The 12,751-nt window shown below is 49.3% G+C and carries 16 protein-coding genes and 3 tRNA genes; 7 read left to right on the top strand and 12 right to left on the bottom strand.

Annotated elements, in window-relative coordinates; all coding sequences use genetic code 11:
* Window positions 1–22: 22 nt before the first annotated feature.
* The 4 genes from CR46_RS0116880 to CR46_RS0116895 all read left to right on the top strand — a co-directional run bounded on the left by CR46_RS0116880 (window position 23) and on the right by CR46_RS0116895 (window position 776).
* Window positions 23–298, top strand: coding sequence for an oxidative damage protection protein (locus CR46_RS0116880; protein WP_030074668.1), 276 nt, complete (start codon window positions 23–25; stop codon window positions 296–298).
* 174 nt (window positions 299–472) lie between these two features.
* Window positions 473–548, top strand: a tRNA-Phe gene (locus CR46_RS0116885).
* A gap of 5 nt (window positions 549–553) precedes the next feature.
* A tRNA-Gln gene (locus CR46_RS0116890) sits at window positions 554–628 on the top strand.
* A 72-nt stretch (window positions 629–700) separates the two neighbouring features.
* Window positions 701–776, top strand: a tRNA-Thr gene (locus tag CR46_RS0116895).
* 116 nt (window positions 777–892) lie between these two features.
* Here the strand turns inward: CR46_RS0116895 and CR46_RS0116900 are convergent.
* From CR46_RS0116900 to CR46_RS0116955, 11 genes are all read right to left on the bottom strand, one after another.
* The gene (locus tag CR46_RS0116900; protein WP_030074670.1) at window positions 893–1,870 is read right to left on the bottom strand and encodes a phage integrase; all 978 of its coding nucleotides are present in this window, start codon (window positions 1,868–1,870) and stop codon (window positions 893–895) included.
* A 2-nt stretch (window positions 1,871–1,872) separates the two neighbouring features.
* Complete coding sequence (locus CR46_RS0116905; RefSeq protein ID WP_030074672.1) at window positions 1,873–3,165, bottom strand: hypothetical protein; 1,293 nt, start codon at window positions 3,163–3,165, stop codon at window positions 1,873–1,875.
* Between the two features lie 68 nt (window positions 3,166–3,233).
* On the bottom strand, window positions 3,234–4,652 hold the full coding sequence (locus CR46_RS0116910; protein WP_030074673.1) for a secretin N-terminal domain-containing protein: 1,419 nt from the start codon (window positions 4,650–4,652) through the stop codon (window positions 3,234–3,236).
* Window positions 4,633–5,697 carry a zonular occludens toxin domain-containing protein gene (locus tag CR46_RS0116915; RefSeq protein ID WP_030074675.1) on the bottom strand — a complete coding sequence of 355 codons (1,065 nt, stop codon included), beginning with the start codon at window positions 5,695–5,697 and terminating at the stop codon, window positions 4,633–4,635. Before CR46_RS0116915 ends, CR46_RS0116910 begins: the two co-directional genes overlap by 20 nt.
* Window positions 5,697–6,047 (bottom strand): DUF5455 family protein, encoded by a 351-nt coding sequence (locus CR46_RS0116920; protein ID WP_030074677.1) that lies wholly within the window; start codon window positions 6,045–6,047, stop codon window positions 5,697–5,699. The genes CR46_RS0116915 and CR46_RS0116920 overlap by 1 nt, the downstream gene beginning before the upstream one ends.
* Complete coding sequence (locus CR46_RS18375) at window positions 6,048–7,769, bottom strand: hypothetical protein (RefSeq protein WP_051690212.1); 1,722 nt, start codon at window positions 7,767–7,769, stop codon at window positions 6,048–6,050.
* A gap of 61 nt (window positions 7,770–7,830) precedes the next feature.
* The gene (locus CR46_RS0116930; RefSeq protein ID WP_051690213.1) at window positions 7,831–8,085 is read right to left on the bottom strand and encodes a major coat protein; all 255 of its coding nucleotides are present in this window, start codon (window positions 8,083–8,085) and stop codon (window positions 7,831–7,833) included.
* Window positions 8,086–8,194: 109 nt separating this feature from the next.
* A complete protein-coding gene (locus CR46_RS18710) occupies window positions 8,195–8,293 on the bottom strand; it encodes a tail virion protein G7P-2 (RefSeq protein WP_420038471.1) in 99 nt (32 codons plus the stop codon).
* Between the two features lie 11 nt (window positions 8,294–8,304).
* Window positions 8,305–8,643 (bottom strand): hypothetical protein, encoded by a 339-nt coding sequence (locus tag CR46_RS0116940; protein ID WP_030074683.1) that lies wholly within the window; start codon window positions 8,641–8,643, stop codon window positions 8,305–8,307.
* 376 nt (window positions 8,644–9,019) lie between these two features.
* On the bottom strand, window positions 9,020–9,688 hold the full coding sequence (locus CR46_RS0116950) for a hypothetical protein (protein ID WP_030074687.1): 669 nt from the start codon (window positions 9,686–9,688) through the stop codon (window positions 9,020–9,022).
* A complete protein-coding gene (locus CR46_RS0116955; RefSeq protein ID WP_084180535.1) occupies window positions 9,688–9,849 on the bottom strand; it encodes a MerR family transcriptional regulator in 162 nt (53 codons plus the stop codon). The genes CR46_RS0116950 and CR46_RS0116955 overlap by 1 nt, the downstream gene beginning before the upstream one ends.
* 174 nt (window positions 9,850–10,023) lie before the next feature.
* Between CR46_RS0116955 and CR46_RS17890 the strand changes: the two genes are divergently transcribed.
* The 3 genes from CR46_RS17890 to CR46_RS0116975 all read left to right on the top strand — a co-directional run bounded on the left by CR46_RS17890 (window position 10,024) and on the right by CR46_RS0116975 (window position 11,948).
* The gene (locus CR46_RS17890) at window positions 10,024–10,308 is read left to right on the top strand and encodes a helix-turn-helix domain-containing protein (RefSeq protein WP_035537000.1); all 285 of its coding nucleotides are present in this window, start codon (window positions 10,024–10,026) and stop codon (window positions 10,306–10,308) included.
* Window positions 10,309–10,516: 208 nt separating this feature from the next.
* The gene (locus CR46_RS0116970) at window positions 10,517–10,828 is read left to right on the top strand and encodes a hypothetical protein (RefSeq protein WP_030074692.1); all 312 of its coding nucleotides are present in this window, start codon (window positions 10,517–10,519) and stop codon (window positions 10,826–10,828) included.
* Entirely contained in the window at window positions 10,818–11,948 is a 1,131-nt protein-coding gene (locus CR46_RS0116975) for a hypothetical protein (protein WP_030074694.1), read from the top strand. Before CR46_RS0116970 ends, CR46_RS0116975 begins: the two co-directional genes overlap by 11 nt.
* Before the next feature lie 275 nt (window positions 11,949–12,223).
* Here the strand turns inward: CR46_RS0116975 and CR46_RS0116980 are convergent, their stop codons facing one another.
* A complete protein-coding gene (locus CR46_RS0116980; RefSeq protein ID WP_051690214.1) occupies window positions 12,224–12,673 on the bottom strand; it encodes an META domain-containing protein in 450 nt (149 codons plus the stop codon).
* Window positions 12,674–12,751: the final 78 nt, after the last annotated feature.

Genomic DNA, 12,751 nt, shown 5'->3' on the forward strand with positions numbered 1-12,751 from the left:
GTTATTCATAAAGGAGTACACCATGAGCAACACCGTTTTCTGCCGCAAGTACCAGCAAGAGTTAACGGCTCTGCCATTTCCGCCGTTGCCGGGTAAGCAGGGCCAAGAAATTCAAGCCACAGTGTCTAAGCAGGCCTGGGAAGAGTGGCAAGCACTACAAACGCGCCTGATTAATGAAAAGCATCTCAACATGTTAGAACCCGAGGCACGCGCCTACCTGATGGATCAAATGCAGCGTTTTCTAGATAATGAGACTACGGATCAAGCAGAAGGTTACGTACCGCCAACCCAGGCGTAAGCAATTAGTGAAGATTGTGAGAAGGGATGAATGCAGCGCAATCTTACAGCTGGCGCGGCTTCTGGCCGTTTTTGGTAGCGCCAATAAGTTCCCTAAGCACGTGACTCGCAAGAAAGTTTCACGAAAGTGTTGACGAAATGCTGAGTTTTTAGTTTAATACGCACCGTTGGCAGCGGCCAGATAGCTCAGTTGGTAGAGCAGGGGATTGAAAATCCCCGTGTCGGCGGTTCGATTCCGTCTCTGGCCACCAAACGTTGGGGTATCGCCAAGTGGTAAGGCACCGGTTTTTGGTATCGGCATTCCCAGGTTCGAATCCTGGTACCCCAGCCATTGCCAACAAGATTTCTTGTTGATTGTAGAGCTTAATAGCGAAGCAATCATGTTCTCAAGAAAGCGTGAAGCGCCGACATAGCTCAGTTGGTAGAGCAACTGACTTGTAATCAGTAGGTCCCGGGTTCGACTCCTGGTGTCGGCACCACTGAAAGTGGTTTAAAAGCAAAGCGTTAGAGAATTAGATAAAGCCGTCCGAAAGGGCGGCTTTTTCGTTTTTGTCCATAAAGTGTCCAACGGTTGGACACTTTGAACAAGTGGTTTCTAGCACTGCGTGGCGATTGGATTAAACTTTGCTGCCTCCTCCAAGTGATCCGGTGCAAAGTGGGCATAGCGCATGGTCATTGTGATCGACTGATGCCCTAGTATTTGCTGTAACACCAGAATGTTTCCCCCGTTCATCATAAAGTGACTCGCGAAGGTGTGACGTAGCACGTGGGTCAACTGTCCTTCCGGTAGTTCTATCTTGAGTTCCTTAATAGCTCGGGCAAAGGCTTTGTAGCGATTGCCGAAAAGGCGTCCGAGTTTCCGCCGTTGGCGTAGCTGCTTGGCCAAGTCGTGGTCTATGGGTACGGTTCGGGTTTTGCCCGACTTAGTGCCAATGAAAACGATGCGATCCTTGCGGACGTTCTCCGCTCTGAGTGACTGGGCTTCGCCCCAACGTGCGCCTGTGGATAGGCATATAACGGTGATGTAGTAGCAGTCGTCGGTCTCCTGGGCGCGAAGGTGATCAAGCAGCAGGCTAATTTGATAACCGTCGAGATAGCCCTTCTCTGTTTCGTCAGTGCGTACCTTGCGGACTTTTTGAAGGGGGTTGCCGTATGACCATAGTGAGAGGCGCTCAAGCTCTGAGAAGACCGCTTTTAGATAAGTGTGTTCATGGTTAATGGTGTTGGCTTTGACTTCTTTTAGGCGTTTAGCGCGGTACTCGACCCACTGTTGAGCCGTAAACTTTTTGGCGAGTGGGTTTCCAAGTGCATCGGCCAACTTGCGAAGCGAGCGGACACGATCCCTAGAGCTTTTTAGCGTGTGGCCGTGATGCTCGTACCATTGCTCGACGAGATCTTGTAAACGGCGTCTATCACCTGTTTGAGTGACATAGCTGTCAGGGCTTGCCAAGATGCGGCGTTCCAGGGCTAAGGCTTCTGCTTTGGAGGGCCGCACTTTACGTATGCGCTTGCCATGCGCACCAAAGGGGCGAACATCGACCTGCCACCCGTTTTCTACTTTTTTAATAGCCATGTTTACGCCGCCTTACCTACCAATCGCCGCTCTATCAATTTCTGTTCTACGATCTGTCTGAATTGGCCGGAGTCGACGCCTCGTCGTCGGTAATATTCTGCTAGGTCTTCCCACATGCCGGAGCGTTGGAGAAAGCGAACAGCTTCATGGGTGCGGAAACCCTGGCGGGCGTAAATGCTAATGAGGTTGCCAAACGCCAGGGTTACGTTCTTTTCGTTGCCAAGCCCGGGCGCTTTGCGGGTGCGTTTGTACATGAAACCAGGCTCATGACAGTAGAAGCGGGCGTCCTCCTGCATCACTTGCCACGCGGGATCAATAAGGTTGCGACGAACATCCAGTCGATAGGATTGCATGGCAGTACGCCAGAGGCCGGAGAGGTGCGGTACTACGTCTATGAAGCGGTTGAAGCCGTGGGAGGCATCTAACACTTCACCGGTATCGACATTGCAGGGAATGCCTTGAGCATATTCACGAAGGACGGATTGATGGAAGCGTAATTCGATACGCCAAACGGGGGCTTCGGGGTTATAGGTGGCATTTAGGTCGTCATCGACAGCGTTTTGCCAGATGCCTTCCCAGAAGTGCATTTTGTCGCGGTGTTTGGCTTCAAGTGTCTTGTTATAGATACAGCATTGGAGCGCCCCAGCCGTACCAAACATGTAGGTTTCACCGCGGCCATAGGTGGTAGCAATATTGCCGTGGGCGAACTCTAAGGTATCAATGCCGTCGATCCGCATGATCTTCTTGGAACGGGTCACAAAGCGCTGCATAAAGTCGCTAGGTGGCTCCCAGCCTTGTACGTCTAACGCCAGGTGTATCGCACAGCCTATAGGTTCAACATGAGAGAGCATGTGAGCCGCAATGTTGTACATGAAGTCTTGGCATTGCTGAGGGCTGCGCTCCTGGATGAAGTGAGGGGAAAGCTCGATCTTTAGGTGGGTGCCAATGTTCTCGATTTTGACGTGACGTGCTTGGAAGAAGACGATAACGCCTAGTTCGTTATTCTGGAGTCGATAGCGGAAGCCAGAACCGGCTGCGCCGGCACCTACTGCCCAATCTACATCAAAGAGACGCATGGTTGCGCCTTTGCCCTCGTTGTAAACGTTAATGATCTCATCAAATTGGGTAAGGCACGGCTTGCCTTGGTAAAGCTGGCGAACGGTATCGACGCCAGCATTCAGAAGATGAATTTTGTGCATTTCACGCTGCCCAGCGGAGCTAATCAGCAGCTTGCCAAATTGATCTTCTTCTCCTCGCTGTAACGATGCCAACGAATAACGATTCCAACGTTCCATGGCCTATTCCCTGTAAATTTCTAAATGTCGCAATGTGCTGTAGTGAGCCAATAGCTCAAGTTGGATGATTACTCTGCGAGACGTGTTACAGGGAGGGTCTCGACCTCGTGACGCCAGCTTGTAGTCATCAGACCTGCCACGGTTTGAGCGGCGTTATGGTCGGTGACGAGCTGGTTAGCGTCATAGCGAGGCAGCACAGTTGCCTGTAACAGCACATGTAGATTGGTACGTTGGCGGGAGTTGGATTCGTTCTGGAATAGACGACCGGCAACGGGAACGCTCTGTAAGCCTGGAACGCCCGAGACATGTTGTTGGTCGTTTTGGGACGAGAGGCCGCCTAGAAGAAGCGTTTGGCCGGAACGTATCTGAACGGTGGTATTGATCTGCCGTTGATTCGTAATAATGTCAGAGGCTAGCACAGAATCAGTCAGAGAGTCAGCCGAGGTAGTGATATCCATGATCACTAAACCAGAGGCAGTGACCACAGGGAGCACGTTTAAACGTATACCAATATCGCGGCGTTCAATTGTCTGGAAAGGGCTATTAACGTCGGCAGATTCACCAGTGACACGACCAGTGACAAACGGCACATTCTGACCGATGGAGATCGTGCCACGCTTACCGGAGAGGGTAAGTATTTGCGGTGTGGATAACACGTTAGAGCTTGAATCGCGCTGTAACGCGTTGATGGCAAAAGCTAGAACGTTGCCGTCGAAGATCCCGAAAGTACCGCCCGACGATGCTAAAGAGGTGCCAAGATTGGCAGTGTTAAACCCACCTGCGACACGGGAATCGGTAGCACGACCGAGAGCAACACCAAGATCGAAGGTATCGCCATCCGTGGTTTCAAAAATTACCGCTTGGATGAGTAACTGAGGATGGGCAACGTCCACTTGAGGGATGAAACCTTGAAGCTGTTCAAGCTGCTTTTCTGGTCCCTTAGCTAAGATAGCGTTGGAAGCGTGAAGCACCTGTACCCGAGGTGGGGTAATGCCGTCCTGAGCGTTCTGAGTGAGAAAACTGGTGATCAGTGGGGCAATGTCATCGGCGCGCACGTTGTCGAAAGAAAACAGGTGTGTTGCCTGCGGGACTGGTGGCGGGGTAAGCGTGGGTGCGTTGACGATCGCGTCAGTGGGATCGGTCGATGCTAAAGAAACACCTGGTGTTTTTTCAGTCGGTGATGCGGTTGCGCGTTGGCTAGCAGGTGCAACGGTGGGCGGGTTACCTGGCAGTATGGTGTAACCGTGTGAACTCAATACACCTTGAAAGAACTCATCAAGCTGGTGATCGGGCACATCCGGTGCATAAACGGTGAGCGTACCGGTAGCGGTAGGGTGAATGGCCAACGGGGAATCTGTTTGTTCTACGTACCAACGCACAAAGTCACGGATATCGGTGTCTTGCATCTGTATCGGTGTGGCGTTGGCGGTACTGGTGAGTGTGGCGAAGGCAAAAGCGGCAACGGTATTAGCAGCGAATTTCAGCATGGGTAACTCCATTTTCTACGCGGACGAGGCAAGCATTCACAGGGACGATGGAGAAGCCTTGGCGGGCGAGATCGTCAGTGGTGGATGTGTTGCGGTCGCTATCAATGAGGCGGTAGTTAGTGTGGTCGCCAAACTGGCTAAAGCTGGCGATGCGGGTGGTGCTTAGGTTGGGAAGTTCTAGCGGTGCAGCGGGGGGCGGTTGATCCTGGGCGCGAGCATTCACGCGATCAGCCACCAAAACGGATACCGTGAGTAGGCAGCCGAGACCAAACGAGGCGAACGAAAGAAACGGGCGGTTGAAGCGTTTCCAGTAGATACGGGTCATTTTCATATAGAACCTCGCGTCATGGGGTACGCGGTGCATGCCGTGGGTATACCAGGGCGGCAGCACGGAGTACGTGCCGTGGGGGTAGTGATCAGAGAAGGCTTGTTTGGTGTCGTAGGCGGGGTAAAGCGCACGGCCTGTGTAGGTCCAGCGTTCAACGGTGAGGCTTTGCGGGGAGTCGCCATACTTAACAATGCCGAGGTGGACTTTCGGCAACGGTATTTTTGAGCCCATGAACAGCGAGTAAATAGCGCCGATAAAGGGGATAGAGACCCGATCCAGGCGACGGCAGTAAACAACGTGTTCCGCCAGGGCGACACGGGCTTGCTTGTCCATGATCGACAAGTCTTGAATCAGAAAAATAATGTCCCAGCCCAATTTACGGGCATGGAGAAACCAGTTGATAACGTCTTGGCGGCTTTTGTCGTTCCAGGATCGGGCGTTGAACCAAGTGCCGCACTCATCCAGGACGAGTAAGCCGTTCTTGTTTTCGTCGTAAGCGTCGGTACCGGTGCCAATAGATTCCAGGTCAGCAAGAACGGGTTTATCAGGAATGCGATAGCAGCGGGTTTCTTTGGCTTTTTCACCAATGAGCTTATCTAGGTTTAGATCTAGATTCGTAGCGACCTTACAACCGTGGGTAAGCTTGTCCTTGATCTTACCGACAGCGACCAGGGTTTTACCGGCACCCAATTTGCCGGTGACAACGTAAACGGCCATTAGATAACGGGCCTCCCTTGTTCCCAGTCGATCAACTGGCGTTTCTGTTGGAAGACCCAAACAGCTACTTTGCTGCTGTAAATAGCCGCTATGCAGGCTTCAAAGTTGTTGGGCTTAATAGCGCCGATGCCCTGGGCAAGATCGCTGGGAAGGGTGGCACTAATGCCGCTGATAATGGCGGCAAACGTGACGGCCAAACCCACCAAAAGTGAGATATAGAGCGTTGTCCAGATCAGGATTCCCGCTAACCGATTGGTAAAGCGGGATGCGATGCGGGTAACAATCCATTCAATAACACGGGTAGCAAACGCCATGATGGCACCCATGCCAAGCATTGCAGGTAAGGCCATTTATGCAGTCCTCATACCAGAGCGGAAGAAGGTGTCTACGACGCTGACGACCGTCCAGAAATAGACGATCCAGGAAAGCCAAAGCTTGATGGTGTTGAACGCTTGGCAAGAAATTTCCATGGGGCCAAACGGGAGAGGTGAGCAGCTGCCAGAGGGGAGAGAGGGCAAACGGGACGTTATCTGATTAGCGATATCGGAGCTTGAACCATCACCGATCTCATCCATTAATGTGTTTACGTCGTCGTTATAGAGCTGTTGTTCTTCGGCTAAGCCGTCGAGGGTTTGGTCGACGCCAGAGGAGTTAAATAGATCGTTACCATCGCCAACGTCTTCCGTGAATTTTTCGGCAAGCTTGTTAACCATGCCGTTAGCAATGCTTTGAACGCAGCCGAGTAAACCTTTATCACTGGTGGCAGCAGTGTGTCCTTCCTCGGTTTGTTGGCTGTCGGGGTAGCAGGTGCCCAAGCCCAGAGCGTTGGTGATCGTGTTGCCCAGGCCATCGAACATACCTTTGGTTTCTTCGGTCTGTTCGCCAATGGCACCCGTCACATCATTTGAAACGGCGTCTAGCCCTGCCTGGTTGGATTCGCCAGCAGAACCAATTGCCTCAATAATGCCGGATTCATCAAACTCGAAATCGGGAACGGAAGAACCACCGCCAGTTGAGCCACCGGAATCACTGCCCCCAGTATCACCGCCAGTTGAACCACCGGAACTACCACCACCCGTCGAGCCGCCGGACGAACCACCAGAGCTACCACCCGATGAACCACCGGAATCACTGCCCCCAGTACCACCGCCGGAATCGCCGCCAGACGATCCACCAGAGTCACCACCACCGGTAGATCCGCCGCTATCGCTTCCACCAGAGTCACCACCAGAGCTATCACCGCCACCGAAATCGCCAGCACCAGAACCGCCACCAGTATCGCCGCCGGTCTCATCGCCACCAGTATCAACAGGTTTAGAATACGTTTGACCATCAGAGCCAACATAACTAAACCAGTCAGGAGCAGAATTCCAATCAACTAAATAGGAAGTGTCACCGATAGTTAAACAAATAGAAGAATCAGAACAGGCGCCAGGAAGTTCGTTTAAATAATCAGGAATTTTTATTTCGGTTGAAGGGCCATCAATTAAAGATAAATTGAAAACCTGCCCCGTAGAAGAAGCATCCCAATCTGAATGACATTGAAGCTCATCAACACCATAACAAAACTGGGAAATAGTACCAGTAGAAGAAATAGAACAAGCACCGCCGCCAGTTGAATAGACACCAGAATCAGAGTAAGAAGAAACATAATTTGATCTACTACCACCAAACATCGATGAACATTGCTCGTCTGTAAGAGGTTCATTAAGTGGGATTAAATCAAGAGAATTATCAGTTATGAAACCATTAAGATTAAAACCATTACAGCCAGATGTTTTAAAAAAAGCATGATATTTAGGAGTACCATTTCGATAACTTTCAACATAAGAGAAAAATACATATTTTCTCCCCCTAGAAGAATAATAACTCATAGTATTACTAGGGCCATCGCGACCAATAGAACAATTGCTACCAGAGTCTGACAATAATAGATTAAGCTGTTCAATCTCATTTGCAGGAGTTAGATGCCTAAATTTATTATATTCGTATTCATCATTAGAAAAAGAATAATCAGAAAACACCATTAAAAAAGGCGCGGTAAGAGTTAATAGAGCAGCTTTTTTAATCATGTTTCCCTCGCGATATAAAAAGGGGCGTTTCCGCCCCTTGGTTGATCCCTGCTGAGCGGTATTAAGAAGCGCGGTTGGCAAACTTCTTGAAAAGCTTGATACCGATCAGCGCAGCGGTGATGGAAGCCACTACCGGCCATGCGTAACCGGCCATATCAGCACCGGCTGCCTGTACTTCAGAGAAGGCGGACTCTGCACCGGTGGTTTGTGCGTGGGCAGCTGCCGAACCCATTAGCAGGGCAGCACCGCCAGCAATTTTGCCGCGTGTGGTGGTAGCGGCGTGTTTAACGTGTTGTGCGATGGTGTTAAGGGTCATGAGACAGACTCCATAAAGCGTTTCAACGTAAGAATGATGTGTCCAAAAGCCCAACCGAGGGCATAGGACGTGAAAAGAGAACCAACAACAAACGTAAGGCTGGGATCGTTCATCGTTGGCCCCCATTTATCGCGCCGATCCCGAAGGCCAAGACGAGGCCGACGCAATAAACCAGGAGCCACAGACCAGCGAGTTCACTAGTGTCCATGGCTCAAAATCCTATTTTTTATCGCTGTTGGTAGCTGGTTGATGCTGGGGGCTACCGGTGGCGTTAGGTTTGCGGGCGGCAATAACGTGAATGGTGGTTTTGCCACCCGCCGATGCGGCCGAGGTGCGCAGTTCAATATCAAGTTCCATGCTGCAAGGCATGTGGGGGGCTGAGGCGTGGAGCTGGTCGAAGATTTCATAAGGCGCGGTCATGACGCTGACCTGGTTGCCTAAGACGTTTTCGTTGTCAGCAGAAGCCGACTGCATAACGGTGATTTTTGCGCCTTTAACGCCGTTATCCATGCTGTAACGTGATGCGCCGATAACGTGGGCTTGAATAGTGTTGATCATGGTCATAATTCCTTTTCGTTAGCGTTGGGTTCTGGCGGCTTGCGTTAGGCAGTAGTCCGCGAGAATGGCTAGCTCAGTGGTTTCAGGTGTAATGCCATCGACGACTAATAGGCAGTATTCAGCCTGGGCGTAGTACGTCGCGGCGCGTGCATAGTCCCTACCGTGTAGGCACCGCTGGCCCCGCTCCCTCAAAGCTCTGGAATCGAGGCAGGGGGTTGTCCCCTTGGCCCTATCCGTGCCCTTCGGTCGTTCCGCACGGCAGCCCACCCCGGCACGGCTGTCAACCGCTCGTGCCTCGGGTATGACAGCCGCACCGGTGAGGGCTCTAGAAGCCGTGCGACCGAAGGGCGACGGATGACGGGCAGGGGACATATTTTTAAGCCTCGTTGTCGTGGGGAGCGGGGGAGGCGTCACCGGCAGGAGCTTTCAGCGGTGCCTTGTCGCCGCGTTCTAACTGGGTAATGCCGTACTCAATCAGCAGTTCCCCCAGTGCCGAAGGGGTCAGGCTGTTGGTGCCTGCCTGGATTAAGTAACGGCTGTGAATCTCTTGGTCGAGAAACACGCGGATGGGCTGTTTTTTAGCCATGTGCATAACTCCGAAAGGGCTAAAGGCCGTTGTGGATAACGGGCGACGCGTTAGCCGTGGGGGTGTGGATAGATGCGCAGGAACAACAATGACCGACGAGCAGGGGGCGGCATCGGTGGTTGAAAGGGCGCAGTGATCGGCCAGGGAAAGGCCGTAGTGCTTGGCGAGGTAGACCAGGGCGTGTTGCAGGTGCTTGAAAACGATGCTGTATCTCTGGTCTTCATCGTGGACGGAGACGCGGGTAATGGTGCTGTCATCCAGGTTTAAGGCGAGCATGTGCGCGGCAGGTACATTGATGAAGAAGAACCCTCCTGCTGAAACAATATGGTGATGCAGTACCACGCCACCAGGGGCGCTTTCACCGTCGAACAGGAGCTTTTGAGTAGCGATGGTGAGGCCGTTAGATTCCAGCAGGGTGCAGGAGGCTGCCAGCGTGACGATAGGGGCTAGAGCGGTCATTAGTTCCAGTCCTCCGATTGCAGGCACTCAGCGGTAAAGAGCGCGACGTTCACGAGGCGACGACGACCCACCTTGATAATGGGGAGGTTCCCTTGGTTCATCTGGCCGCGAACGGTGTCGGGGGATAGGCCAGAAAGCTCGGAGAAACGCTCGATCGTCATGACGGGCACTTGAGGCGCTGAGACGTGGGGCGTGTTGCTCGTTTCCATGCTGTACCTGCTCGCTGTGGCATGTTGTGGTATCTTCAGATCAGAACTGCTTATTGCAGAACTTTACCTAGGCGGTGTACCAATTAATTGGTATCCGATGAAATTAGTATACGAAGAAGTTGGTATATGTCCAGTGACTTAGCCCAAAAAATGCGAGAAATTCGTGAGGTCGAAACATCAGGCCGCGCAGAATTTGCACAACTAATTGGTTTTAATAAAAAAACTGTTGAGAGCATTGAGCAGGCTGGAAGAGCGCCCAAAGGAGAAATGTTGGAGGCGATCTGCAAGCAGTGGCCGAAATATACGCTTTGGCTAATGACTGGGATGACAGACGAGACGTGCGGACAAATAAGCCCCGATATAGAGAGGGCGCGCAGCACGTTGAAGAAAACGGGAACGGATACCGACTAGCACAAAGGGTTGTGGATAGATGGTTCCAAGGAGGTAGGGGTTGTGGGTAACAGGGAGCTGGGGTGATGGGGCCAGAAGATGCAATGAGGGAAATCTTTCACCAAGTCATAAAAATGGCCATCCTGTTTGGCGGGGTGGGCATTTTTTATATTTGGATAGAAAATAAACTATTGAGAAAGTGGAAGAATAAACGCAGGGGGCGTAAATAGTGGATAGCTTTGATAGAGCTTTAACAAGCGCATGGCGTGACTTTGAAATAGGAATGCAGCAAGCAGTTTACTATGCAATTTTTATTGATCTGGTCTTATTGATAGCTTTGGGTGTTTTTATATGGTGCTGTTGTGTATATGTGTTGAATTATAAAAAGCTTGTAGATGAAACGATTAGAATCAAGAGGTCAGAGAAACAGTATTTATCTGCTAGAGCTGAAAGAGAGAGATTGGAAGCGAAGCGGCTGAAGTTAGAGCTAGGGCTTATAGACGATATAAATAAGGTGCAGAGGGGGCTGTATGGTGAGTGAAAAAGGTCTTAATGAGGTTCTTGAGTGGTCTATCAGCTCTATAGTACCAGGAGGGGTGTTTTTCATAACTGAAGAAAATGAAAGAGTCAGCTTAAAAAAATGCCTAGAAGTAATACTTAATAATTCAGAACAATTAAAAGAAAATGATGGTTATGAAGAGTGGGAATGGTTTAAAGATAGGTTTAAAGATAAGGTGGAAATCAATGTTGCTAACAATCTTGAAAATAAGTCTTCAGATTGGGCGGAAGTTTTAGATTTATGTTTGGTTTTTATTTTTGAGATATTTTATATAACTGGTTATAAAGAGCTAAAGGAGGATTTAGATAAGCTTTTAAGTGCAAGGGAAGTATATTTAAAAAAGATGGAAAATAAAAAGCAAATTGACTCTTTTGATAAGTATGCTAGTGGCATAAGGAAAGGGTTAGATCTTTATAGAAAAGCTCAAGCTTCAGAGTCAATGATAAATAAAGAAATAAGTAAAAGGTTGAAAGAGTATAAGGATAAAGAGGAAGATTTAAATTATCATCTAGATGAGTTGAAGAAAAATGTTTCTGCGCTGAAAGGTGATGCTAGCTTTCTATCGTCATCAAAAGTTTTTAACAAATTAGAAGAAAGTGCAAGAGTTAGAGAGAGAAGAGCTTTTCAAGCTGTTTTTATATTTGCAATTATTACTGTTTTATATCTTTTTTCAGTTGCTGTTTATCTAGGTGCTAATCAAGGATTGCCATTTTCTTTAAGCATTGATGAAGGTTTTAATAGCTTGATGTTTTGGGAGGAAATCAGGCTTATAGATGTTAAACTATTTATGATTTCTTCGACTTTTATATTCTTAGGGATATATTTCTTTAGAGTTTTTTTGTCTATTTATCAAGGGAATGTTAAGCGTCTTCAAGAGCTTGAGTTAAAGTCAGCAATATCGGTTTATATAGAAGGGCATGTCAAGTTCGTTAAGGAATATGGGAAAGACTGTGGTGCAAGCATTGCTAAATATGAAGATTTTATATTTAGTAGTAACGAATTTAGCGAAAATGAGATTCAGAACCCTAAGCCTACTGATAGCCTAAAAGGTGTTGGAGAGGTTGCTGAAAAGTTGGTAAAAGCTGGGATAGGTAAGAAGTAAAAACTGTCCACAGAAGTATGCTTTAGTGTGCTGTAATGAATTTTCGAGGGTGTGTAAGTGTCTGATTTAAAGCTAAATATGCTGCTGTGAGTTAGTAGGTAAGGTTCTTGTAATCAGTAGGTCCCGGGTTCGACTCCTGGTGTCGGCACCACTAAAAGTGGTTTAAAAGCAAAGCGTTAGAGAATTAGATAAAGCCGTCCGAAAGGGCGGCTTTTTCGTTTTTGTCTATAAAGTGTCTACCCCGTAATAAAACGATGCTGTCGAAATACCACCTTTTAATAAAGATGCACTGCCTCAAACACTGCCACTGGTTTGCCATTGGCGTTTTTGAGTGACAGCACGCTACCATCTACTTGCCACGCGTTTACTTGCTGCAGGACATTGAGCATTACCTGCTCGTTACGCATCTGCGTCTCGGGGCAGGCCATCATTGTGGTAGCTACTTGTTCAAACACTAACCGTTTGCCGCTAAGACGGTAAGTGCCAAGCAAAGTGTTGCAGCCAGTTGATCCGGCTAGCCGAGATTTTTCTTCATGGAGTACAAGGTGAGGCTCGCGGAAGTTATCAGTGGTGGAGGCGGGTTGATCGCCAAGCGTGACCAATTTCCAATAGGTATTGGTTAGCGTTTCATTAGGCTTTGTTGTTTGGTGAGTTGCCGAGTGTGATTGGCATCCACTGGCTAGCAGAATTATCATCACAGAGGCGATGAGGGGCATTTTGTTCATAAGGCATTTCTCTAGATTTTTCATTACGTAAAGGATAAACAGGGCGCCAAGTTTTCGCTACTTTAAATTACATTAATT

The organism is Vreelandella neptunia, assembly GCF_000712975.1.
GTDB classification, from domain to species: domain Bacteria; phylum Pseudomonadota; class Gammaproteobacteria; order Pseudomonadales; family Halomonadaceae; genus Vreelandella; species Vreelandella qaidamensis.